This is a genomic window from Winogradskyella thalassocola (assembly GCF_900099995.1).
Classification (GTDB): Bacteria; Bacteroidota; Bacteroidia; order Flavobacteriales; family Flavobacteriaceae; genus Winogradskyella; species Winogradskyella thalassocola.
The window spans coordinates 249,757-273,362 of record NZ_FNCZ01000001.1 but is presented as its reverse complement, the minus strand read 5'-3'; the positions used below and the strand labels follow the sequence as shown (position 1 = coordinate 273,362).

Below are 23,606 nucleotides of genomic sequence, written 5' to 3'. Positions count from 1 at the left end.
ATGCAAAATTACAAAAATTTGGGCAGATTGCTAGTATTATATTATGTTTGCATGCGTTAAAATTTTGTTACAGCATTGAAAAACTTTCAAAATAAAACTAAATTATCAGGTTATATCGGTACCCTAAAAGGCAATGGTAGTACTATTGGATTTGTACCAACAATGGGAGCATTACATCAGGGGCATTTGTCATTGGTTAATAATGGATTAAGAGAAAACGACGTTGTTGTTGTCAGTATTTTTGTTAATCCCACCCAATTTAATAACGAGGAGGACCTAGTTAATTACCCAAGAACACTAGAAGCAGATATTGCACTTTTAAAAACGGTGGATGAAGATCGTATCATTATTTATGCTCCTTCTAATGGAGATATTTACGGTGGTGATGTGCAATCTCAGGCATTTACTTTTGATGGTTTAGAGCATGAGATGGAAGGTGCTTTTAGAAAAGGGCATTTTGATGGTGTCGGTACCATTGTTAAGCGTTTGTTTGAAATTGTTAAGCCAAATCGTGCATATTTTGGCGAAAAAGATTTTCAGCAATTACAGATTATTAGAAAACTTGTAGAACTACATCATTTGCCAGTTGAGATTATTGGCTGTCCAATTCACAGAGCAGAGGATGGTTTGGCTATGAGCTCTAGAAATGCAAGACTGTCAATAGAACATAGAGCTGCTTCACCATTTATTTATAAAACACTAATAGCTGCCAAAACAAAGTTTGGCACAAAAAGTGCTCAGAATGTAACGGAATGGGTTAATTCACAATTTAAAAAACAAGGACTCTTAGAGTTAGAGTATTTTATAATTGCCGATATAGCAACCTTAAAACCGGTAAAACGAAAATCAACAAAAAAGTCATATAGAGCATTTATAGCTGTATATGCAGGCGATATAAGATTGATAGATAATATCGCTTTAAATTAATTATCTTTGTGGTATGCAAATACAAGTTGTAAAATCGAAAATTCATCGTGTAAGGGTTACAGGAGCCAAACTTAATTATATTGGTAGTATTACTATTGACGAAGACTTAATGGAAGCGGCTAATATTATACAAGGTGAAAAAGTTCAGATTGTTAATAATGACAATGGTGAACGGTTAGAAACCTATTGTATTCCGGGACCTCGAAATAGTGGTGAAATCACACTTAATGGAGCGGCAGCACGTAAAGTGGCTGTTGGAGATACGCTTATTCTTATCACTTATGCATTTATGGATATTGAGAAAGCTAAGGTATTTAAACCTTCATTGGTGTTTCCAGACGAGGCTACGAATCTCCTAAAGTAAACTAGGTGGCCAAAGCTAAATCCATTCTAAAAGTTGTTTTACCATTACTCTTAGGAGTTGGATTGGTATGGTATTCTTTATCTAAAATTTCTATTCCTACGTTAGTTCAGTATTTTAAAGATGCTGATTATACTTGGATTGTTCTTGGTGTTTGTCTAGGTGTTCTTAGTCATATGTCTAGAGCGTATCGTTGGCTATTTATGGTAGAACCATTAGGGTTTAAACCAAAATTTGGGAATAGCTTAATGGCTGTATATTCGGCTTATCTCATTAATTTTACTATTCCACGTGCTGGGGAAGTTGCTAGAGCTACGATTTTAAAGAATTATGAAGAAATTCCGTTCGATAAAGGTTTTGGAACTATAGTTGCAGAACGAATAGCCGATACCATTATGTTGCTTTCAATAATAGCAGTAGCCTTTTTTTTAGAATTTGAATTTATCTTTAAATTTTTTGAAGAGCGATTTAATTCAACCTCTTTATTATTTGGAGGTTCACTATTGCTTTTAGGAGCATTAGTGTTATTTTTATTTATAAAGAAGGGTAAATCCAAGTTTGCATTAAAAGTAAAAGCATTTATAGTTGGTCTGTTAGAAGGAGCACTCAGCATTTTTAAAATGAAGAAAAAATGGGCTTTTATAGGGCATACTTTATTTATTTGGGTAATGTATGTACTTATGTTTTATGTTACTACATTTGCTTTGCCTGAATTAGAGAACATAACATTAGCAGCAATTCTCATCGGATTTATTTTGTCTAGTTTTAGTATAGCCGCTACAAATGGAGGGATTGGCTCATTTCCAGAAGCAGTAGTCATTGCTTTTTCGTTATTTGGTATGGCTGAAGATCCGAGTAGAGCGTTCGGGTGGATAGTTTGGTCAACCCAAACATTGGTTATTATTGTTATTGGTGGTTTGTCATTGTTATATTTACCTATTTATAACAGAAAGAAAACAAGATTATAAAAATATTTTTTACCTTACTTTAAATTTTTAATTTATGCATATTATGAAGAATTTTTACCTACTTCTTATAGCTCTTTTTATAGGTCTAAATGTTCAGTCTCAAGCAATTTATAAAACTATTGATTCTTATAAGCTTGAAGGAAAACGTGAATTAAAAATTCAATTACCAAGAAACTATAATCCTGATGAAAAAAGGTCTTATCCCTTAATTATTGTTTTAGATGGTGATTATTTATTTGAGCCAATTGCGGGTAATATAGATTATCAATCGTATTGGGAAGATATTCCAGATTGCATTGTTGTAGGGATTAACCAGGCCACTACTAGAACAGATGATTTCTTTTATGATAATGAATCATTTTTTCCGTCACATGATGGGGCTTCATTTTATGAGTTTATGGCAGCCGAGCTATTACCATTTATTGAAGATAATTACAATGCTTCTAATTTTAGAATAATCGTTGGACACGATTTGGGTGCTAATTTTATAAATTATTATTTATTTAAAGACGAACCTTTATTTAGGGCTTATGTCGCTTTAAGTCCTGATTTTGCACCAGAAATGATGTATAGATTAAAACAGCGATTGTCTATTTTAAAGCAAGAAACGTTTTATTATATGGCCACTGCTGATGCTGATATAAAAGCTATTAGAGCTTCAGTTTTAGAAAGTGACTCTATTATTTCTACCATAGAAAATGAAAAATTCCTATATAAGTTTGATGATTTTGAAGATGCCAATCATTATTCGTTAGTTGGGAGAGGAATTCCAAAAGCATTAAATCAAATTTTTACACTTTTTAAACCTATAAACGCTAAAGAATATTCTGAAAAAGTCCTCACTTTTGAAGGATCACCCTACGATTATTTAGTTAAAAAGTATGAAGACATAGAACATTTTTATGGTTTTGAAAAAAAATTAATTGAAAACGATATTAGAGCTATTGCAGCTGCAAGTAATAAGAAGGAAGACTTAGAGTCGTTAGAGAAATTATCTAAATTAATTAATAAGAACTTTCCTAAGTCTATGTTAAGTGCTTATTACTCAGGTATGTGTAATGAAAAAGAAGGCAATTTAAAAAGAGCTTTACAGCGTTATAAATCCGGCCTATTATTAGAACCATCGCAATCTGTAGATAAAGAAATGATGCTCGATAAGATGTACGAAATTCAGGACAAGATGAAACAGTGATGCATTTCATCGAAAAAAATTGACAACTTAGCGATAATTGTGTATGTTTGGAATCCCAAATCTAAACCTACTTATCATGAGAAAAACTATTTTTGTAGTTCTTGCATGTCTAATTTGTGCATCTTCATTTGCGCAAACAACCTACCAGGAAATATCCTCGGCAAAACTTAATGCCGTACGGAAACTAAAAGTTAAACTACCAAAGAATTATGATGCCGATGCTGACGAAAAGTATCCTGTAATTATTGTTTTTGATGGGGATTATTTGTTTGAACCTGTTACAGGTCAAGTCGATTTTCAAACGTATTTTGACAACATGCCAGGTTCAATCGTTGTTGGTATTATGCAAGGAGATAACCGTTTCTATGATGGTTATTATGATCCAGCTACAGGGTTGCCAACAGAATCGGGGCTTAGATTCCATAATTTTGTTTCCGACGAATTATTACCATATATAGATAAAAAATACAATACTAGCAAGTTTAGAGTTGCTGTTGGTCATGATAACATGGGCAATTTAATTAACTCGTATTTATTTAAAGATGAGCTCGATTTTCAGGCTTACGTTTGTATTAGTCCAGATTTTATAGGATCGTTAAATAACTTTATTCCAAAACGCTTATCCCTTTTTAAAGATGATATATTCTATTATTTAGCAACTGCAGAAAAAGATATACCGCAACTACGGGAAAATATCCTTTCTACAAATGCACAAATAAAGGCGGTTGAAAACCAAAGCCTAACGTATTATTTTGATGATTTTAAAGATGAAAATCATTACACTTTGGTAACAAGTGCTTTGGCAAGGTCTTTTGAAAAGATTTTCGATATCTACAATCCGTTGAGAGAAAAAGAACTTGAAGAAAAAGTATTGCCTTATGAGGGTACTTTAGATAATTACTTAACGGATCGATACAAAAGAATAGAAAAACTATTTGGTATTAAAAAAGAAATTAGTGAAGACGAAATAGAAAAAGTAATTAAAATTGCAGAACAACGCGACGATATAAAATCACTCGGTAAACTAGGAACGTTAGCGAATAAACTTCATCCAGAATCTTTAATGGGTACGTATTATTTAGCGCAATCTGCAGAAAAACTAGGTAAGACGAAAAAAGCAAAGAAATTATATGAATCTGCCTTAACATTAAATGACGTGAGCCATATTAATAGAGATTATATTTTCTCTAAGATTGATGAGTTAACTGTAGTAGATTTAGATGAGGATATTGATGATAATGAAGACGATGATGAAGAGAACTAGAAAACACAGATTGTCCACAGATTACTTCTTTGAATCATTGTACGACAAGGCAAAAGTTTATATGTTCTCAGATTTACCTGCAAAAATAGCAACACTTAAAGTTTTAGCTATTATGGGTTGGTTTAGAGACATCAATTAAAATTGTTATAATTTAGCTGTTTCAAATTTAAAAACAGATTCCTGTTGGCACAGGACGTGAACATGGCTAAAGTAAAAACAACTTTTTTTTGTCAGAATTGTGGTAGTCAATATGCTAAATGGCAAGGACAATGTACCTCTTGTAAGGAGTGGAATACCATTACTGAAGAAGTAATTCAAAAACCTGAAAAGAGTGATTGGAAAACACCAACCACAGCTTCAAAGCGGGTTTCAAAACCACTATTGATTAACGAAATTGATACCTCTAAAGAAGCACGTTTAGATATGCGCGATGGAGAATTTAATCGTGTATTAGGTGGTGGAATGGTGCATGGATCTTTAACCTTATTAGGTGGAGAACCAGGCATTGGAAAAAGTACACTTTTACTTCAAATTGCATTAAATTTAGAATACAAAACGCTTTATGTTTCAGGTGAAGAAAGTCAGAAACAAATAAAAATGCGTGCAGAACGTATTCAGCCTAATAGTAACAACTGCTATATTCTAACCGAAACCAAAACTCAGAATATCTTTAAGCAGATTGAAGCTTTAGAACCAGATATTGTGGTTATCGATTCTATTCAAACTTTGCATAGCGATTATATAGAGTCATCTGCCGGGAGTATTTCTCAAGTAAAGGAATGCACATCTGAACTTATTAAATTCGCCAAAGAAACAGCCACTCCAGTTTTGTTAATAGGGCATATCACAAAAGATGGTAACATTGCTGGTCCAAAAATTTTAGAACACATGGTCGATACGGTTCTTCAATTTGAAGGAGACCGAAATCATGTATTTAGAATTCTAAGAGCTAACAAAAACCGATTCGGTTCAACAAATGAATTAGGGATATACGAAATGCAAGGTTCAGGATTGCGAGAAGTCTCTAACCCATCCGAAATATTAATTTCTGAGAAAGATGGAGAACTTTCAGGTAATGCAGTTGCTGCGACTTTAGAAGGCTTGCGACCATTAATGATAGAAGTGCAGGCCTTAGTCAGTACTGCAGTTTACGGAACACCACAGCGTTCAGCTACAGGTTTTAATGCAAAACGATTAAATATGTTATTGGCTGTTTTAGAAAAACGGGCGGGTTTCAGATTAGGAGCAAAGGATGTGTTTTTAAATATTACAGGAGGTATCACAGTTGATGATCCTGCAATAGATTTGGCTGTTGTTGCTGCGATACTTTCATCTAATGAAGATGTGGCTTTACAAAGTGATTTCTGTTTTGCTGCCGAAGTCGGTCTGTCTGGCGAAATAAGACCAGTACAGCGTGTAGAGCAACGTATTTTAGAAGCCGAAAAATTAGGTTTCTCAACCATTTTCGTATCTAAATACAATAAAATTGCTTTGAAGAATACGGTAATTAAAATTCAATTGATTTCTAAGATTGAAGATTTAGTTGGGTTTTTGGTTTAAGAAAAATGAAGTCATTTTATTCATAGACCTCATAGGTTTTAAAAATCTGTGAGGTCTCGTTATGTTTACCATTTAATATCTTATAATATTTCCACAAAATTCTGTAATTTCGCTGCTCGAAAAGAAAACAGAATAATGAGTACAAAGTTCCCTGAATATAAAGGACTTAACTTGTCAAACGTTGCTGAGGAAATCGGCAACTATTGGGAAGCTAACGACATCTTCGATAAAAGTGTTACAACAAGAGAAGGAAAACCACCTTTTGTGTTTTTTGAAGGACCACCTTCTGCAAACGGTTTGCCTGGTGTACACCACGTTTTAGCACGTGCGATTAAAGATATTTTTCCACGTTATAAAACCATGAAAGGTTTTCAGGTGAAACGTAAAGCAGGTTGGGATACACACGGTTTACCAGTTGAGCTTGGTGTAGAAAAAGAACTCGGTATTACCAAAGAAGATATTGGTAAAAAAATTACAGTCGAAGAATACAACGAAGCGTGTAAAACTGCTGTAATGCGTTATACCGGAATCTGGAATGACCTTACCAAGAAAATGGGGTATTGGGTAGATATGGACGATCCGTACATTACCTACAAATCCAAATACATGGAAACGGTTTGGTGGTTATTGAAGCAGATTTACGAGAAAGATCTAATATACAAAGGCTATACAATTCAGCCGTATTCTCCAAAAGCAGGAACTGGTTTAAGTTCGCACGAGCTTAATCAGCCAGGAACGTATCAAGATGTTACTGATACAACGGTTGTGGCTCAGTTTAAAGCTAATGAAGAGTCGTTACCAGATTTTCTTAAAAATGAAGGCGATATTTTCTTTTTAGCTTGGACAACAACACCTTGGACATTGCCAAGTAATACAGCCTTGACGGTTGGACCAAAAATTGACTATGTTTTAGTTGAAACTTATAACCAATACACATTTAAACCTATGAATGTGGTATTGGCTAAGAATTTAGTCAACAAGCAATTTGATGGTAAATTTAAACGTGTTGAAACTAAACCAGAATTAATTGAGTACAAAGAAGGAGATAAAAAAATCCCTTATTACGTCGTTAAAGAATTCATAGGGAAAGATTTAGTAGGTATTACTTACGAGCAATTATTACCATATGCACTTCCAAATGACAATCCTGAAAACGCCTTTAGAATTATTTCTGGTGATTTCGTAACGGTTGAAGATGGAACAGGAATTGTCCATACAGCACCAACTTTTGGAGCCGATGATGCTTTGGTAGCAAAACAAGCTTCACCAGAAGTACCACCACTTTTAGTTAAGGATGAGAATGGCAATTTAGTGCCATTGGTAGATTTACAAGGAAAGTTTAGACCAGAAATGGCTGAGTATGCAGGTAAATATGTAAAAAACGAATATTACGATGATGGAGAAGCACCAGAACGTTCTATAGATGTTGAGCTTGCTATTCAATTAAAAACAGAAAATAAAGCCTTTAAGGTAGAAAAATATAAGCACAGTTACCCAAATTGCTGGAGAACAGACAAGCCAATTTTATACTACCCATTAGATTCGTGGTTTATTAAAATCACAGATGTAAAAGGAAGAATGCATGAGCTAAATACCGGAATTAACTGGAAACCAAAATCAACTGGAGAAGGTCGTTTTGGTAATTGGTTAGCTAATGCAAACGATTGGAATTTATCACGTTCGCGTTTTTGGGGAATTCCATTACCAATCTGGAGAACCGAAGATGGTAAAGAAGTAATTTGCATCGGATCCGTAAAAGAATTAAAGTCAGAGATGGCTAAGTCGGTTGAAGCTGGTTTTATGACGGAAGATATCTTCAAAGATTTTGAAGTTGATAATATGTCTGAAGAAAATTACGATACTATCGATTTGCATAAAAACGTAGTGGATAAAATTGTGTTGGTTTCTGCATCAGGACAACCGATGAATCGTGAAAGTGATTTAATAGATGTGTGGTTTGACTCTGGTTCTATGCCTTACGCACAATGGCATTACCCTTTTGAAAACAAAGCAAAGGTTGATGATACGTGGAGAAAAGCAGATTTCATTGCTGAAGGTGTTGACCAAACAAGAGGTTGGTTTTATACGCTTCACGCCATAGCCACCATGATTTTTGATGATGTTGCATATAAAAATGTCGTTTCGAACGGATTAGTTTTAGATAAAAACGGACAGAAAATGTCCAAACGTTTAGGAAATGCAGTGGATCCTTTTGAAACCTTATCAAAGTATGGAGCTGATGCGACGCGTTGGTACATGATTAGTAATGCAAATCCATGGGATAACTTAAAATTTGATAGTGAAGGTATTGCTGAGGTAAGTCGTAAATTCTTCGGAACACTTTATAATACCTATTCATTCTTCACGCTTTATACCAATATTGATGGTTTCGATTATAGTGAAGCTGATATTCCATTAAACGAAAGACCAGAAATTGACCGTTGGATTTTGTCAGAATTAAATACCTTAATTCAGAAAGTTGATAAATTTTACGAAGACTACGAACCAACGAGAGCTGCAAGAGCAATTTCAGATTTCACACAAGATTATTTAAGTAACTGGTACGTACGTTTAAGTAGAAGACGTTTTTGGAAAGGTGATTACCAAACCGATAAAATTTCGGCATATCAAACACTTTATACCTGTATGGAAACCATTGCCAAGTTAGGAGCGCCAATTGCACCTTTCTTTATGGACCGTTTGTATTTAGATTTAAATGCTGTGACTAAAAAGGAAACTTTTGAAAGTGTGCATTTAGCTGATTTTCCGGAAGTAAATGAAAGCGCTATAGATAAAGTTTTGGAACACAAAATGGAGAGTGCACAAACCATATGTTCGTTAGTATTATCGTTGAGAGCTAAGGAGAAGATTAAAGTGCGTCAACCGTTACAGAAAATAATGATTCCTGTTGATAATAAACAGCAAAAGGAAGAGATTGAAGCCGTTGCAGATTTAATTAAACACGAAGTTAATATCAAAGAAATTGAGCTTTTAGAAGATGCTTCAGATATCTTGGTAAAACAAATAAAACCGAATTTTAAGGCCCTTGGACCACGATTTGGAAAAGACATGAAGTTGATCGCAAATGCCATTAACGGATTGTCTGCAGACGACATTAAAACTATTGAACAAAAAGGTAATTTAGAATTAGTTATTAACGAAAAAACTATTACCTTAGAGTTGGAAGATGTAGAGATTACATCGCAAGATATTGAAGGATGGCTTGTAGCTAATGAAGGTGCTTTAACAGTAGCTTTAGATGTTACCATCAGTGAAGAATTACGTAAAGAAGGGATTGCTAGAGAGCTCGTAAATAGAATCCAGAACTTGCGTAAAGATTCAGGATTTGAGGTTACGGACAGAATTGACGTACAACTTCAAAAAGATGACCAGATAGTGGAAGCTATTTCTTCAAATGAGGCGTATATTAAATCTGAAACCTTAACCGAAGAATTACAAATTATGGACACTATAAATAATGGTATAGAAATTGTATTTGACGATGTCAATACCAAATTATTTATTCAAAAACATTAACATTATGAATACGGAAACTAACAATAGATATGCTGATAAAGATTTAGCAGAATTTAAAGCTATACTTCAAGAAAAAATAAAAAAAGCTGAGCATGATTTAGAGCTTATAAAAAGTGCTTATATGAATGACTTTGATAACGGTACTGATGATACATCACCAACGTTTAAAGCTTTTGAAGAAGGAAGTGCAACCATGAGTAAAGAAGCGAATTCAGCATTAGCTATTCGTCAAGAAAAGTTTATTCGCGATTTAAAAAATGCTATTATCCGCATCGAGAATAAAACGTATGGAGTGTGTCGTGTTACAGGAAAACTCATAAACAAAGAACGTTTAAAGTTAGTGCCGCATGCAACCTTGAGCATTGAAGCTAAGAATATGCAATAATATTCCTGCGAAAGCAGGATTCTCATTATATTGAGATTCTATTTTGAATAAAAACAAGATCATAAAGCCTTTGAATTTTAATTTCAAGGCTTTTTTTATGCTTCTTATTTTATTTTCTAGTGGTATCAGCTTAAAAGCTCAAAATGTTTTAGAAAAGAATATTACTGCTGAAAAAATAGATACCATTTCAATCAATGCCAATCAAATTTTTAGAATTTCAGTTTCAACATCTAAGACAGATAAAATTAAAATAAGATCGACTTTAGATGGTGAATATCAAAATGAATTTCAAGTGGTATTAAGTGAAAATAATCACATGCTGAAATTGAGTTTAGAGCATTTATCATTTAATGACATACCAGATGATAAGCGAAATGCACACAAAGTTATTGCAGCAACCTTGCATTTGGAAATCCCGGAAGATCTCGCTTTAAATATTGTAAGTGATATTGGTTCAGTAGATCTAAAAGGAGATTTTAATTCGCTGTATATTCAATTGTTACAAGGGCAGTGTTATATTGAAGGTGATGCGAAAACAGCCATGATAAATACTTTTGATGGTGATATTAATGTTGTCACTAAACATGCTGAAGTTGTTGCTAATTCTAATCATGGAAAAATCACACTAGATGACTTTTCTGATGCAATTTCAATTTGGAACTTGAAATCTATTAAGGGAAATATTACAGTTGTAAAGCCAGATTAATCCATTATTTTTGTTTAAAACCTTTTGATGTCTTTAAAGAAAGCCACACTTATTATTGTTGTTATTCTATTGATTGATCAAATCAGTAAAATTTATATAAAAACCCATTTTCAATTAGGTGAGGATGTTACCGTTTTTTCTTGGTTTAAAATTGCCTTTATCGAAAATGACGGCATGGCTTGGGGAACAAAACTGAGCGATTTTGTAAGTTTTATTTCAGATGAAACAGCTAAATTAGTATTAACTTTATTTAGAATTGTTGCGGTTACAGGTATTGCATTTTGGTTATTAGATGTCACAAAAAAGAAGAAATCTAAAATCTTAATTTTTGCTATTTCTATTATTTTCGCAGGTGCTTTAGGTAATATTATAGATTCTGTGTTCTATGGAGTGTTGTTTAACGATAGCATAATGCAGGTTGCATCATTTTTACCAGAAGAAGGTGGTTATGCGAAGGTGTTTCATGGAAATGTTGTAGATATGCTTCACTTTCCGATTTGGAGTGGTGTAATGCCAGACAACCTACCTTTAATTGGAGGCAAATATTTTTCGTTTTTTGATCCTGTTTTTAATGTCGCCGATATGGCTATAAGCACAGGGATTGGGATTTTAATTGTGTTCAACAAGAAGGCTTTTGAAGAGCCTATTAAAATTGAAATATCCGATTCGGAGTCACACAATAATCTAGTTTAATATCATCTTCGAAAGCTTCAATAGTTTCATCCTCAGCTTCAAAAAAAGACAAACCAATTTTTAAAGTTTCTGGTTTACAATGTGCTAAAAATCGATCGTAAAATCCTTTTCCGTAACCAACCCTGTTTCCTATTTGATCGAATGCTAAAAGTGGAATAAATACGACCTCTAATTGCGCTGGTTGTATTTCAATACCATCAATAGGTTCGGGAACATTATACTTGCTTTTTTTAAGCGTTGTATTATCCGTTAACAGAAAATGCGTCATGCTGTAGTCTTCAATATGACTTTTAGAAATGATGATATTTTTATCCTTTCCGGCTAAAATATTAAGGATGTAATCCGTGTTGATTTCTTTTTGCTCTTCAATAGTTAAAAAAACATGGTAAAAGGATTTATCCCAAATATCTAGCTTTAACAACTGATTCGCAATTTCTATACTGTAATCGTCAACCTGAGTATGAGATAATTGTTGACGTAAATTTTTATATTTTTTTCTTAATAAAGGCTTTTTCATGAGTTTTTAATCTCAGTTGAAATATGGAAAATAGCATCACCTTGATAGATTATTGGCGATTCATTGACGTTAAATATATAACCATCATTTGGTGCTTTTACAAAATAATTAAAGCTACCGTAAGGATCCGTAATATTACCTAGAACTTGTCCTTTAGTGACTTTTGAATTTATGGTTGCAGTGGCTTTGAACATTCCAGAATATTTAGCTCTTAGCCATTTACTTTCTTCAATGATTACTGCACTAACTTTAGGTCTAGAGACTTTAAATTTAGTTCTTAGCATGCCTAAATGGTGCAAGACACGTTTGGCACCATTAACACCTGTATTGGTAATATTAGTATCAATATTAAATGATTTGCCGCCTTCAAATAATAACATTGGTATGCCTGCTTTATCACAAGCATTTCTATAAGATTTATTTAAGTTTTGAGAATAGTATATAAAAGGAGCACCAAAAACATGTGCTAATTCTGTAAGTTGTTCATTGTCTCTTACAATTCGTATTTGAGCAGCATTAAATCGTCCCGCACCGCCTGTATGGAAATCCATAGCAAAATCGACGTGAGGCACTAATTCTGTCATTACAAAATGAGCGACTCTACTTGCAAGAGAACCATTAGCACTTCCAGGAAAAGAACGATTTAAATCTCGTCCATCTGGAAATAGGCGATCCATATTCAAAAAGCCAAAAACGTTAATTACTGGAACACAAATAATGGTACCGGTCTTTGGAACGTTAATACCCTTGGCGATAATTTGCCTTATAATTTCTACACCATTAATTTCATCACCATGGATCCCAGCAGTCATTAAAACAGTTGGGCCAGGTTTTTTAGATCGTTCAATTATAATAGGAACTTCTAATGTATTTCTGGTATGTAACTTTGCAACTTCAAAAGTTGCAGTAACACTTTTACCAGGAGCTACTTCGACTCCTAAAATATTTAAAATATCTTTTGGCATGTTTTATTTTCTGTTTCTTTCGATAAAAGTAATAATAGCTTTAGCAATATTTTTTTGAGTTGCACCTTCAATACCTTCGAGCCCTGGAGTAGAGTTTACCTCTAATAATAAAGGACCTCTCGCAGACTGTAACATATCTACACCACAAACAGGAAGCTTTAGAACTTTAGCGGCTCTCATTGCTAACTTTAGTTCGTCTTCATCTAATTTTATGATATTAGCAGAACCACCACGATGTAAATTAGATCTAAATTCTCCTTCTTTTCCTTGGCGTTTCATAGCGCCAACAACCTGGCCATCTACAACTAAAGCTCTTAAATCTGCGCCTTTAGCTTCTTTAATAAACTCTTGCACAATAACTCTTGCCTGTAAGCCATTAAAGGCTTCTAATACAGATTCAGCTGCATTTTTTGTTTCAGCCAAAACCACACCTAATCCTTGGGTGCCTTCGAGTAATTTTATAATTACAGGTGTTCCTCCAACATAATTAATAACTTCTTCTACATCTCTAGAATAATTGGTAAATACCGTTTTAGGCATCCCAATTCCAGCCTTACTTAGGCGTTGTAAGCTTCTCAACTTATCTCGAGAGCGCGTTATAGCATCCGATGGAGCAATGGTAAAAACGCCCATCTCTTCAAACTGACGAACAACTGCACAGCCGTAAAAAGTGATTGAAGCACCAATTCTAGGAATAACAGCATCTACATAATCGAGGTATCTATCTTTATAATAAATGGTTGGTTTCTCCTTCTCTATAATAATATCGCATTTTAAGGGGTCAATGATTTCTATTTTATGACCTCTTTTTTCCCCCTCTTCAACAAGGCGTTGTGTAGAATAGAGTTCCGGGTTACGCGAAAGAATAACTATGTTCATTAAATTATGTTTTGTTTAAAGGATTGATTTTCTAAGTCGACATCGACCAAAAATTTATGTTTTAAAAATTGACGGCCTATTAACACCGGGAACCTCATATCGTCTCTAGTGCTTAAAGTTAAGTTAATCTTATAGCTTTTTCCAAAGAATACTACGGTAGTTTTAATTTTGTAGCGGTTTTCTTTATGTCCATTGCTGCTTTTTACATCTGTATATGTGTAGGTATTAAAAGCTATTTCTTCGCTTTTAAAGTTAGGATGGCCTTTACTTTCAAAAATGCAATAAAGTTTGCCATCTTCTTCTCTAATTTTAGAGCAATGAATAGCAGAAGTATAAGCCCCTGTATCTATTTTAACATCGATGTTATTTAATTTTAATTCGGGAAAATTGACTTTGTCTACGCGTCCCAAAACTTTTTTTGTCATAAATTGAAATATATAAAAAAGAGGTGCAAGGTAATGATAAAGTGTATTAATTATACACATATCTTTTTACGAATTATTACCTTTGGTTAAATGCCAGAATCTACTCTAGACATACAGATAAAAACGCTTCCTCATCAACCTGGAGTTTACCAGTATTTTGATGCAGACGAACATTTAATCTACGTCGGAAAAGCTAAAGATATAAAAAAACGAGTGAGTAGTTATTTTACCAAGCATCACGACTATGGTAAAACACGCGTTTTAGTAAAAAACATTGCATCGGTAAAACACATTGTTGTAGAAACCGAGAATGATGCCTTACTTCTTGAGAATAACCTCATAAAAAAGTATAAGCCTAAATACAACGTCTTATTAAAAGATGATAAATCGTACCCATGGATTTGTATTAAGAAGGAGCGTTTTCCAAGAGTGTTTCCCACACGTCGTATTATTAAGGATGGTTCAGAGTATTTTGGGCCATACACAAGTATGAAAACGGTAAAAACGCTTTTAGGACTCATAAAAGGGTTGTACCAATTACGAACTTGTAATTATGATTTGTCTGAATCTAAGATTGAAGCTGGTAAGTATAAAGTTTGTTTAGAATATCATTTAGGAAACTGTAAAGGACCTTGCGAAGGTTATGAAACCGAAGAGGAATATCAAGCTAATATTGTTGCTATTAGAGAAATTTTAAAAGGAAATTTCAAAGATTCTTTACAGCAATTTAGGATACAAATGAGGATTCATGCAGAAGCCATGCAGTTTGAAGATGCTCAGAAAATAAAAGAGAAATTAGAGGTTTTAGAAAATTATCAAGCCAAGTCTACGATTGTAAATCCTAAGATCAGTAATGTTGATGTGTTTTCAATAGTTAGTGATGAAACGTATGCTTACGTCAATTTTTTGCAGTTAAGTTACGGCTCTATTATTAGGTCTCATACATTAGAGCTGAAGAAAAAACTACAAGAAACGGATTTGCAATTATTAGAACTTGCAATTACCGAAATTAGGCAACGTTTCAATTCAAATTCAAAAGAAATTTATGTACCTTTTAAAGTGAATTTGGGAGAGGATATTAAAGTAACGATACCTAAACTTGGTGACAAAAAGAACATTCTAGATTTATCGATTAGAAATGCTAAGTATTTTAGAATGGATAAATTTAAACAGGTAAAACTTGTAGATCCAGATCGGCATGCCAATAGAATAATGGCACAAATGAAAGCCGATTTGCGTTTAACGGAAGAGCCAAGACATATTGAGTGTTTTGATAATTCTAACATTCAGGGAACAAATCCAGTGGCTGCTTGTGTGGTTTTTAAAAATGGAAAACCCAGTAAAAAGGATTATCGTCATTTTAATATTAAAACTGTTGTAGGTCCAGATGATTTTGCATCAATGGAAGAGGTGGTTTATAGACGATACAAACGTTTATTAGACGAAGATCAGCTATTGCCTCAACTCATAATCATAGATGGAGGAAAAGGGCAATTGTCATCATCTTTAAAAAGTTTAGATATCTTAGGGTTACGTGGAAAAATAGCTATAATCGGTATTGCAAAACGTTTAGAAGAATTATTCTATCCAGATGATCCAATTCCATTATATTTAGATAAAAAAAGTGAGACCTTAAAGATTATACAACAACTACGAAATGAAGCGCATCGCTTTGGGATAGAACATCATAGAAACCGAAGAAGTAAAGGTGCTTTGACTACGGAGTTAGAAAATATTCCAGGCGTAGGTGAGCAAACGATTGTCGATTTAATGAAACAATTTAAAACCATTAAACGAATAGCGAATGCCAAGTTAGATGAACTCGAAGCGGTTGTGGGGGTTTCTAGAGCAAATAAAGTATATAATTATTACCATAAAGAATAATTTTAAAAACCGAATAGGTTTATAATGAAATTTAAAAACATATTAATAATTGTATTTATAATTACGCTTTTTCCAATAAAGGCACAAAATGATACAACCAATTCAGAACCTAAAATAGGTTTAGTCTTGAGTGGGGGTGGTGCGAAAGGTTTCGCACATATTGGAGTGCTAAAGGTCATTGATAGCTTAGAAATAAAAATAGATTATGTTGCGGGCACAAGTATGGGCGCCATTATTGGATCCTTATATGCTTCAGGTTATTCCGGAAAACAACTAGAAGTAATGTTCAGAGAACAAGATTTTGATGTGTTAATTAATGATGCCTTTCCTAGAGCTTCAAAATCATTTTACGAGCGAGAAAATGCACAAAAATATGCCGTTACGTTACCCTTTGAGCATTTTAAAATCTCGTTGCCATCAGCCTTATCTCGTGGACAAAACGTTTATAATTTATTATATCACTTAATGCTTCCTGTTAATAATATTAGAGATTTTAGCAAACTACCAATTCCCTTTTTCTGTATAGCGACCAATATAGAAACTGGCGAATCTTTAATTATGGATAAGGGTAGATTAGCGGAAGTGGTTACAGCTAGTGGTGCATTGCCGTCCTTGTTTCAACCTGTAAATATTGATGGTAATATTTTAATTGATGGAGGTGTTACTAATAATTTCCCCGTTGAAGAATTACGAGCTAAAGGTATGGATGTTATAATAGGGGTTGATGTTCAGGATGCTTTAAAGGATCGCGAATCTCTAAAATCGGCACCAGACATTCTTATGCAGATTAATAATTTCCGGACTATAAATGCCATGAAAAATAAATCGGAATTAACAGATATTTACATTAAACCAGACATTACAGACTATTCTGTAATTTCGTTTGATGAAGGAAAAGATATCATTGAACATGGTGAAATAGCTGCAAGAAAACAGCTTTCTAAACTAGAAGATATAAAATTAAAACAACCAAACTATAAGGAGCGAATAGAATTAAAATTATTGGATAGTCTAAGAATTAATAATGTTAATTTTAAAGGAAATGATCGCTATACCAGGGCTTTTATGATTGGTAAATTAAAACTTAAAGACCATGAAAAAATAAGTTATTCAGACTTTAGACAAGGTATAAACAATCTTATCGCAACGAATAATTTTGATGCGCTTAGATATTATTTAGAACCCACGGACAACGAATCAGAATTTAATCTTATCGGTAATATTAAGGAATCTGAAACGACTACGTTTCTTAGGTTAGGTATTCATTACGATAGGCTTTATAAAAGTGCATTATTGGCTAACCTTACAAAAAAGAAACTATTGTTTAATAATGACATCGCTTCATTAGATATTATTTTAGGGGATAATCCCAGATATAATTTTGATTATTTTATTGATAAGGGATTTTATATCAGTTTAGGTGTTAAATCACGTTTCAATCATTTTAATAAAAATGTAAACCCTAGGTTAGCTTTAGAGGAGAACTCACCTTTACTTTCGGGTTTAAATAAAATAGATGCTGAAATTTCAGATTTTACAAATCAAGTTTACATACAGACTATATTTAGGAAGGATTTTGCGTTAAGGTTAGGTGTAGAGCATAAGCGACTTAAAATAACATCGGAAACAATTTTGGATGAAGATGAGGAAGATAATATTATTTTCGAAAACACAGATTACTTCAGTGTTTTCGGTAATTTAAAGTTTGATAATTATGACAATTTTCATTTTCCTAAAAATGGATTTTATTTTAATGGGAATTTTCATTTATATCTAGATGCTTCGGGTTTTAATAAAGAGTTTTTAAATTTTTCAATAGCTAAAGCGGATATTGGATATGCTTTTAGCTTTAGTGATAAGTTGTCATTAAAAACAGAAGCCAATGGAGGGTTTAAAATAGGTGATGAGAACACCAATGCGTTAGGCTTTGCCATAGGTGGCTATGGCGTAAATTTTATAAATAATTTTTATTCATTTTATGGTTATGATTATTTAAGCTTAACAGGAGATAGCTTTGTAAAAGGAACGTTTACATTAGATTATGAAATTTATAAGAAGCATCATATTTTATTAGCGGCTAATTATGCCAATATAGGTGATGGTATTTTTGAGTCTGGCGACTTCTTTACAGCTTCAAGGTATAGTGGTTATGCACTAGGGTATTCTCTAGAAACATTTTTGGGTCCACTAGAAGGTAAATACACCTATTCGCCAGATACTGGTGATGGTTATTGGTTTTTTAATCTCGGATTTTGGTTTTAGTATGCCAATGAATTAGATATACAAAAAAAGAGACTATCTGTTCAGGTAGTCTCTTTTTAATATTTGAAATAGGTTTTATCTATTCTTGTACTGCAGCAGTATCGTCAGTTTCAGTTGCTGGAACATCACCTGCTTCAACTTCTTCATCATCGTCATCAGCATCTACAACAGCTAATCTACTACGTCTTACTTGACAAACAACAGTGTTGTCTGGGTGTAAGAATTTGTAATCTTCGTTTGCTAATTCAGTAATGTAGAACTTGCTTCCAATTTTTAATGGAGTAATATCGATTTCAACAAAATCTGGTAATTTTGAAGGAATAGCTTTAACTCTAAGTTTACGGTAAGGCATTCTTAAGTTACCACCATTCATTACACCTTTAGAAGATCCTATTGTTTTCACAGGGATTTCCATAGTAATTTCTTTGTTTTCGAAAATTTGATAGAAATCTACGTGTGTAATTCTGTCAGTTACTGGGTGAAATTGAATGTCTTGCATAACTGCATTGTATTCTTCACCGTTATCTAAGACAATCACAACTGTGTGCGCGTTAGGTGTGTATACGAGTTTTGAGAAAGCTAATTCTGGTGATGAGAAATGGAATGCTTTGTCTCCTCCGTACATAACGCAAGGAACCTGACCAGCATTACGTAAAGCTTTAGTTGCCTTTTTGCCTACGCTTTCTCTTTGAGATCCGTTAATTGTAATTGATTTCATTTTTTGAAATATTTGTTAATTTTTAATTCCCTCATTTTGAGGGCTGCAAATTTATAAATTTTATATGAGAATATTAGTGTTATAAGTCTCTTTTTTAATACAAGCCTTTTTATTAAGACATAGCTTTTAATTCAGCCTTAAAAAAGTGAATCTTATTACAGTGAATTACATTACAAATTTATTGCTAATAGACTCGTTATGATGTACATTATGCATAACAGCAGCAAATAAATCAGAACAACTTAAGACTCTTATTTTTTTGCTTTCCAGTTTTAAAGGAATAGAATTGGTGACAATTAGTTCTTCGAGTTTAGAATTTTCTATTCTTTCGTAAGCATTTCCAGATAAAATAGGATGCGTACAAATAGCTCTTACACTTAATGCTCCACGTTCCATCATTAAGTCTGCGGCTTTAGTTAGTGTGCCAGCGGTATCTACCATATCATCGACCAAAACTACATTTTTACCAGTAACGTCTCCAATAAGTTCCATATGTGAAATCACATTAGCTTTAGCGCGCTGCTTGTAACAGATAACAACATCGCTTTTTAATGCTTTAGAATAAGCATAAGCACGTTTAGAACCTCCCATATCTGGAGAAGCTATAGTTAAGTTATCTAATTTTAAGCTTTGTAAATAGGGTAAGAATATGGTTGAGGCGAATAAATGATCTACGGGTTTTTCGAAAAAACCTTGAATTTGATCGGCATGTAAATCCATAGTAATAATCCTTGTTGCTCCGGCAGCTTCTAGCATTTTTGCAACTAATTTTGCAGCAATAGGAACTCTAGGCTTATCTTTTCTGTCTTGTCTTGCCCAACCGAAATATGGCATAACAGCGGTTATGTGTCTGGCAGAAGCGCGTTTAGCCGCATCTATCATCAACAACATTTCCATTAAATTTTTTGGTCCAGGATGCGTCGATCCTATAATGAAAACTCGTGTGCCTCTAATTGATTCTTCATAAGAAGGCTGAAATTCTCCGTCGCTATAAGTAGATGTAATTACTTTGCCTAATTTAACTCCATAGGTCTTAGCTATTTTTTCTGCAAGGTAGGTGCTTTGTGAACAAGCAAAAATTTTTGCTTCTGGCATTTCGTATGGCATTTGATATCAGTTATTTAGTTAGTGTAGCGATGGGTTTTTACTTTGCTTCAAATTTAGAAAATTATTTTGCTACAAAAAGCATAAAACCTACTAATTTTAATAGATTCACAAAAATATTTTTTCTATTTTTGCAATCCGAAATTGCTCAAGTGGTGGAATTGGTAGACACGTTGGATTCAAAATCCAATGTCGCAAGACGTGCGGGTTCGATTCCCGCCTTGAGTACGAAAAGCCTTTATCGAAAGATAGAGGCTTTTTTGTTTTTATATTTTAAGTAATGCTATTTAGACTGATTTTTTAAATCACTTTCGCTTATCAATAACCATTACTGGTTTTCTACTCATTTTTGGGAACTGCAAATTCTGTATTTCCTTTTTATCACTAAATTCAATTTTAGGAAGTACTCTTAGCTTGGCTCTAAAATGATTTTTAATATTGACTAATAAACTTTCTGTAGGGGTGTTTACAGCTATTTTAATAAGGATTTCATCCGTGCCAATAGTGTTGTGGGACAATTCGATAATATAAGCTTCTACCTCGTTAAAATCGTTTAAAATATTATGCATTGCTGGTGGGTATAAAGTCGTGCCTTTATATTTTATCATTTGCTTTTTTCTGCCAATTACAGGCCCTAATCGCATGGTGTTTCTGCCGCAATTACATTTTTCATGATGTGCTTTTACAATATCACCCGTTTTAAATCTAATTAACGGCATGCCTTCGACACCTAGGGTAGTTATGGTAAGTTCGCCAGATTCGCCTTCGCTTACAGGTTGATCGTTATCATCTAATATTTCGGTAATAATTAGTTCCGGATGTTGGTGACCACCTTGTTGCTGTTCACATTCGGTAAAAGCCGTATTCATTTCGGTGGAAGCGTAGGTGGAATACAATTCAATATTCCAATGTTCCTTTATTTTTTTAGATAAGGTGTTTAATGAAAAATCTTGTGCTCTTAAGGGTTCCCCAATGCAAATAGCACCTTTAATTCCTGAGGTGTTAAGATCAATATGATGCTGTTTGGCATATTCAATTAGTTTCAACAAAAAAGAAGGAACGGCAATAATATAGGTTGGTTTAAATTTTAAAATAGAATCCCATTGCAATTCGGGAATGCCATTACCAACTCTAATAATACCAGCACCAAGTTTTCTTGCCCCTAAAAAATAAGCTAACCCAGCCATAAAACGTCGGTCTATGGTAGTCATAAGCTGAATGACGTCATCTGGACCAATACCAGCGCAGGCAAACGAAATGGCTTCGTTATAGGCCAAACGGTCTAAATCGTTATCCGTTAATCCAAAAAGTACAGGGTCGCCTAAAGTTCCTGATGTGGTAACATAATCCACAATTTTGTTTTTAGGAACGCAGATAAAATCGTCGTTATACTGTTGTAAATCATCTTTAGATGTGGTAGGAATTGTTGTTAAATCTTCAAGCGAATTAAGAGTTGAGATATCAATTTTATGTGTGCTGAATAAGCGCTTATAAAACGCCGAGTTGGTCTTTAAATACAGTAAAAGATCTTTTAGTTTTTCAACTTGAAAGCTATTTATTTCGGCTTTGGAAGCGTATTCTATCTCAGGAATCATAAATCTAACTTTCTTTTTAATTTTTTAATATAAGTATCCACTTGTTCTTCGTCAGGAACGGTTGTAATTTCTTTGGTTTTAGCGATTTCAAAGGTATTTAATGCTGCGGTATAATAGCCTTTGTTATAATAGTATTTACCAACCAAATAATAGGCTTCCCAATAATTCGGATTTAAGTTCTCTAATCTTGAAAGAGTTTCTAAATCTATGTCGTTTTTGGTTTCAATTTTTGATAGTACTTCTTGTCTCAATTGCCTGTAAGCTTGATAATTTTTATAAGCTTCTGTATATTGAAATGGATCTTCTTCAATGTTTAATTCTGTATTTGCAAGAGACTTTTTGGTAGGATTTTTAAATATGTCATTTAAATCATACGCCACAAATTCCCCCAATTGATACGGGTTAGAAGAGACCCAAACCAAACGCTGTTCTGGTTTAAAAACAACAGCATGATGTGCTAATAGTTGATTTAGAGCTTTTTCGTTACCATAGCCAATAGCTTTGTCGTTTAAGCCTTCTTTATTTCTTAAAATATCAACCGCAATCTTTGGAGTTAATTTAGGGTTCTGGTACAAAAGTTCTTCCATCCGTTCGTAACGGTATTGCGAATGGCTTTCTTCAGTATGCTTTAAATTATTTTTATCGTTTGCATAAGCGTCGCTCTGAAAATGATTGGAACAGATAAGTTGATTTGAATTTTCAACGTCATAAACGCCAAAATTATGAGGTGAGACTTCAATTAATATCGCTTTTCTGTCGGCTGCACTCCCTACTAAAATAGATTCAGAAACAAATACTTGGCGTTTTTTAGCAATTGCAATAGCTTCTTCAATAGTGGTTGCGTATTGTAAAATTTCACGATTTAAAATAGAAATAGGTGTTTTGGCTACCAATGGAATTTTAGATTTCCCAGCATTTATGGTTACTGTTAGACCATGCTCATTCATACCCGAAAGTACGCCTAACATTCCGGCCCAAGTTACCGACATAAATTTATAGCCTTCGGTTGGGTTTGTAAATGAAACAATTTTTTCTTGGGCAAAATCATCGCCAGCATAAAAATCTAAATTCCGACCTATAATAAGACTGCCGTCCTCGGTTTTGTCATCCCAAGCGGCAAATGAAGAACAGCCTACTAAGGCTAAATCTTGTAATGCGTGACCAATATCGTGCGCACCATGAAAATATAGGACTCTTAAATAAGGTTCGGCAATATAATTATAGTTAGGTGAAGCATATTTAGAAAGACCGTAGATTTCCGTTTTGAACTCAGAAGGCACATTAAGATATAGTTTTCGATTATACCAAGCCAAAAAGCGTCTTAATACAGCTTGTTTGGTTTTAGAGGGTACAAATTTATCTATTTTAGATACAAAAATAGCTTCTTGGTTATGGAATAACTCTTCTGTAAGGCTCCCTGTAATTAGACCTCTGTGATACGGATTGCCTTCTACATAAAGTTCCCACAAACCTTGTTTGTTTTTACTAAGATGGTTGTTGCCCAAGGTGAATGTAGAATCGGATGTTTTAACCCGCTCTGGAATTACCGGATTATAAGCGCTTACATCCGGAACATCATGTAAGGATTTTGAAATTCCACATGACGTTAGACTTATAAATACAAGAAGTAGAAGCTTGTGATATATGCTTAAGTTAATCTTCAT

The 23,606-nt window shown here is 33.7% G+C and carries 21 protein-coding genes and 1 tRNA gene; 14 read left to right on the top strand and 8 right to left on the bottom strand.

Annotation, left to right across the window (positions count from 1 at the left end; all coding sequences use genetic code 11):
* Nucleotides 1-75: 75 nt before the first annotated feature.
* From panC to BLT80_RS01105, 11 genes are all read left to right on the top strand, one after another.
* On the top strand, nucleotides 76-927 hold the full coding sequence (panC, locus tag BLT80_RS01150; protein ID WP_092465754.1) for a pantoate--beta-alanine ligase: 852 nt from the start codon (nucleotides 76-78) through the stop codon (nucleotides 925-927).
* Between the two features lie 13 nt (nucleotides 928-940).
* On the top strand, nucleotides 941-1,291 hold the full coding sequence (gene panD, locus BLT80_RS01145; RefSeq protein WP_092465753.1) for an aspartate 1-decarboxylase: 351 nt from the start codon (nucleotides 941-943) through the stop codon (nucleotides 1,289-1,291).
* A 5-nt stretch (nucleotides 1,292-1,296) separates the two neighbouring features.
* Nucleotides 1,297-2,256: a lysylphosphatidylglycerol synthase transmembrane domain-containing protein gene (locus tag BLT80_RS01140; RefSeq protein WP_092465752.1), complete on the top strand. Its 960-nt coding sequence runs from the start codon at nucleotides 1,297-1,299 to the stop codon at nucleotides 2,254-2,256.
* Nucleotides 2,257-2,299: 43 nt separating this feature from the next.
* Nucleotides 2,300-3,448: an alpha/beta hydrolase gene (locus BLT80_RS01135; RefSeq protein WP_092465751.1), complete on the top strand. Its 1,149-nt coding sequence runs from the start codon at nucleotides 2,300-2,302 to the stop codon at nucleotides 3,446-3,448.
* Nucleotides 3,449-3,524: 76 nt separating this feature from the next.
* A complete protein-coding gene (locus BLT80_RS01130) occupies nucleotides 3,525-4,712 on the top strand; it encodes an alpha/beta hydrolase (protein ID WP_175455520.1) in 1,188 nt (395 codons plus the stop codon).
* Complete coding sequence (locus tag BLT80_RS19950; protein ID WP_175455519.1) at nucleotides 4,696-4,851, top strand: hypothetical protein; 156 nt, start codon at nucleotides 4,696-4,698, stop codon at nucleotides 4,849-4,851. The genes BLT80_RS01130 and BLT80_RS19950 overlap by 17 nt, the downstream gene beginning before the upstream one ends.
* Before the next feature lie 62 nt (nucleotides 4,852-4,913).
* The gene (radA, locus tag BLT80_RS01125) at nucleotides 4,914-6,272 is read left to right on the top strand and encodes a DNA repair protein RadA (RefSeq protein ID WP_092465749.1); all 1,359 of its coding nucleotides are present in this window, start codon (nucleotides 4,914-4,916) and stop codon (nucleotides 6,270-6,272) included.
* Between the two features lie 135 nt (nucleotides 6,273-6,407).
* Nucleotides 6,408-9,809 (top strand): isoleucine--tRNA ligase, encoded by a 3,402-nt coding sequence (ileS, locus tag BLT80_RS01120; RefSeq protein WP_092465748.1) that lies wholly within the window; start codon nucleotides 6,408-6,410, stop codon nucleotides 9,807-9,809.
* Between the two features lie 4 nt (nucleotides 9,810-9,813).
* Nucleotides 9,814-10,194, top strand: coding sequence for a TraR/DksA family transcriptional regulator (locus BLT80_RS01115; RefSeq protein WP_092466847.1), 381 nt, complete (start codon nucleotides 9,814-9,816; stop codon nucleotides 10,192-10,194).
* A 97-nt stretch (nucleotides 10,195-10,291) separates the two neighbouring features.
* Nucleotides 10,292-10,900: a hypothetical protein gene (locus BLT80_RS01110; RefSeq protein ID WP_092465747.1), complete on the top strand. Its 609-nt coding sequence runs from the start codon at nucleotides 10,292-10,294 to the stop codon at nucleotides 10,898-10,900.
* 27 nt (nucleotides 10,901-10,927) lie between these two features.
* Nucleotides 10,928-11,593, top strand: a complete 666-nt coding sequence (locus BLT80_RS01105; protein WP_092465746.1) for a lipoprotein signal peptidase — start codon at nucleotides 10,928-10,930, stop codon at nucleotides 11,591-11,593.
* On the opposite strand, the gene BLT80_RS01100 is transcribed toward BLT80_RS01105, so the two are convergent.
* From BLT80_RS01100 to BLT80_RS01085, 4 genes are read right to left on the bottom strand one after another with little or no spacing between them, the layout of a single operon-like run.
* A complete protein-coding gene (locus tag BLT80_RS01100; protein ID WP_092465745.1) occupies nucleotides 11,547-12,110 on the bottom strand; it encodes a 5-formyltetrahydrofolate cyclo-ligase in 564 nt (187 codons plus the stop codon). The two genes, BLT80_RS01105 and BLT80_RS01100, sit on opposite strands and share 47 nt — an antisense overlap.
* Nucleotides 12,107-13,075: a succinylglutamate desuccinylase/aspartoacylase family protein gene (locus BLT80_RS01095; RefSeq protein WP_092465744.1), complete on the bottom strand. Its 969-nt coding sequence runs from the start codon at nucleotides 13,073-13,075 to the stop codon at nucleotides 12,107-12,109. The genes BLT80_RS01100 and BLT80_RS01095 overlap by 4 nt, the downstream gene beginning before the upstream one ends.
* A 3-nt stretch (nucleotides 13,076-13,078) precedes the next feature.
* Nucleotides 13,079-13,954, bottom strand: a complete 876-nt coding sequence (rimK, locus tag BLT80_RS01090) for a 30S ribosomal protein S6--L-glutamate ligase (RefSeq protein ID WP_092465743.1) — start codon at nucleotides 13,952-13,954, stop codon at nucleotides 13,079-13,081.
* A complete protein-coding gene (locus BLT80_RS01085; protein ID WP_092465742.1) occupies nucleotides 13,954-14,379 on the bottom strand; it encodes an ATP-dependent zinc protease family protein in 426 nt (141 codons plus the stop codon). The genes rimK and BLT80_RS01085 overlap by 1 nt, the downstream gene beginning before the upstream one ends.
* A 90-nt stretch (nucleotides 14,380-14,469) precedes the next feature.
* Between BLT80_RS01085 and uvrC the strand changes: the two genes are divergently transcribed.
* Together uvrC and BLT80_RS01075 are read left to right on the top strand one after the other, a co-directional pair.
* Nucleotides 14,470-16,263 (top strand): excinuclease ABC subunit UvrC, encoded by a 1,794-nt coding sequence (gene uvrC / locus BLT80_RS01080; RefSeq protein WP_092465741.1) that lies wholly within the window; start codon nucleotides 14,470-14,472, stop codon nucleotides 16,261-16,263.
* Between the two features lie 24 nt (nucleotides 16,264-16,287).
* Entirely contained in the window at nucleotides 16,288-18,525 is a 2,238-nt protein-coding gene (locus BLT80_RS01075; RefSeq protein ID WP_092465740.1) for a patatin-like phospholipase family protein, read from the top strand.
* A gap of 79 nt (nucleotides 18,526-18,604) precedes the next feature.
* On the opposite strand, the gene BLT80_RS01070 is transcribed toward BLT80_RS01075, so the two are convergent.
* Both BLT80_RS01070 and BLT80_RS01065 read right to left on the bottom strand, forming a co-directional pair.
* A complete protein-coding gene (locus tag BLT80_RS01070; protein ID WP_092465739.1) occupies nucleotides 18,605-19,243 on the bottom strand; it encodes a 50S ribosomal protein L25/general stress protein Ctc in 639 nt (212 codons plus the stop codon).
* 165 nt (nucleotides 19,244-19,408) lie between these two features.
* The gene (locus BLT80_RS01065) at nucleotides 19,409-20,350 is read right to left on the bottom strand and encodes a ribose-phosphate pyrophosphokinase (protein WP_092465738.1); all 942 of its coding nucleotides are present in this window, start codon (nucleotides 20,348-20,350) and stop codon (nucleotides 19,409-19,411) included.
* A 143-nt stretch (nucleotides 20,351-20,493) separates the two neighbouring features.
* Between BLT80_RS01065 and BLT80_RS01060 the strand changes: the two genes are divergently transcribed.
* Nucleotides 20,494-20,575 (top strand) — tRNA-Leu (locus BLT80_RS01060).
* Between the two features lie 77 nt (nucleotides 20,576-20,652).
* Here BLT80_RS01060 and BLT80_RS01055 read toward each other — a convergent pair.
* Nucleotides 20,653-21,942, bottom strand: a complete 1,290-nt coding sequence (locus tag BLT80_RS01055; RefSeq protein ID WP_092465737.1) for a flexirubin biosynthesis putative acyl-CoA ligase FlxY — start codon at nucleotides 21,940-21,942, stop codon at nucleotides 20,653-20,655.
* Nucleotides 21,939-23,606, bottom strand: a complete 1,668-nt coding sequence (locus tag BLT80_RS01050) for a C45 family autoproteolytic acyltransferase/hydrolase (RefSeq protein ID WP_092465736.1) — start codon at nucleotides 23,604-23,606, stop codon at nucleotides 21,939-21,941. The genes BLT80_RS01055 and BLT80_RS01050 overlap by 4 nt, the downstream gene beginning before the upstream one ends.

What these genes read in the sequence shown, in the direction of transcription:
- ileS (WP_092465748.1), top strand. Translation starts at nt 6,408, where the DNA reads ATGAGTACAAAGTTCCCTGAATATAAAGGACTTAACTTGTCAAACGTT.
- BLT80_RS01115 (WP_092466847.1), top strand. Translation starts at nt 9,814, where the DNA reads ATGAATACGGAAACTAACAATAGATATGCTGATAAAGATTTAGCAGAA.
- BLT80_RS01130 (WP_175455520.1), top strand. Translation starts at nt 3,525, where the DNA reads ATGAGAAAAACTATTTTTGTAGTTCTTGCATGTCTAATTTGTGCATCT.
- panD (WP_092465753.1), top strand. Translation starts at nt 941, where the DNA reads ATGCAAATACAAGTTGTAAAATCGAAAATTCATCGTGTAAGGGTTACA.
- BLT80_RS01085 (WP_092465742.1), bottom strand. Translation starts at nt 14,379, where the DNA reads ATGACAAAAAAAGTTTTGGGACGCGTAGACAAAGTCAATTTTCCCGAA.
- BLT80_RS01055 (WP_092465737.1), bottom strand. Translation starts at nt 21,942, where the DNA reads ATGATTCCTGAGATAGAATACGCTTCCAAAGCCGAAATAAATAGCTTT.
- BLT80_RS01050 (WP_092465736.1), bottom strand. Translation starts at nt 23,606, where the DNA reads ATGAAGATTAACTTAAGCATATATCACAAGCTTCTACTTCTTGTATTT.
- uvrC (WP_092465741.1), top strand. Translation starts at nt 14,470, where the DNA reads ATGCCAGAATCTACTCTAGACATACAGATAAAAACGCTTCCTCATCAA.
- BLT80_RS01075 (WP_092465740.1), top strand. Translation starts at nt 16,288, where the DNA reads ATGAAATTTAAAAACATATTAATAATTGTATTTATAATTACGCTTTTT.
- BLT80_RS01070 (WP_092465739.1), bottom strand. Translation starts at nt 19,243, where the DNA reads ATGAAATCAATTACAATTAACGGATCTCAAAGAGAAAGCGTAGGCAAA.
- BLT80_RS01105 (WP_092465746.1), top strand. Translation starts at nt 10,928, where the DNA reads ATGTCTTTAAAGAAAGCCACACTTATTATTGTTGTTATTCTATTGATT.
- rimK (WP_092465743.1), bottom strand. Translation starts at nt 13,954, where the DNA reads ATGAACATAGTTATTCTTTCGCGTAACCCGGAACTCTATTCTACACAA.
- BLT80_RS01110 (WP_092465747.1), top strand. Translation starts at nt 10,292, where the DNA reads ATGCTTCTTATTTTATTTTCTAGTGGTATCAGCTTAAAAGCTCAAAAT.
- BLT80_RS01065 (WP_092465738.1), bottom strand. Translation starts at nt 20,350, where the DNA reads ATGCCATACGAAATGCCAGAAGCAAAAATTTTTGCTTGTTCACAAAGC.
- radA (WP_092465749.1), top strand. Translation starts at nt 4,914, where the DNA reads ATGGCTAAAGTAAAAACAACTTTTTTTTGTCAGAATTGTGGTAGTCAA.
- BLT80_RS19950 (WP_175455519.1), top strand. Translation starts at nt 4,696, where the DNA reads ATGATGAAGAGAACTAGAAAACACAGATTGTCCACAGATTACTTCTTT.
- BLT80_RS01135 (WP_092465751.1), top strand. Translation starts at nt 2,300, where the DNA reads ATGAAGAATTTTTACCTACTTCTTATAGCTCTTTTTATAGGTCTAAAT.
- BLT80_RS01100 (WP_092465745.1), bottom strand. Translation starts at nt 12,110, where the DNA reads ATGAAAAAGCCTTTATTAAGAAAAAAATATAAAAATTTACGTCAACAA.
- BLT80_RS01095 (WP_092465744.1), bottom strand. Translation starts at nt 13,075, where the DNA reads ATGCCAAAAGATATTTTAAATATTTTAGGAGTCGAAGTAGCTCCTGGT.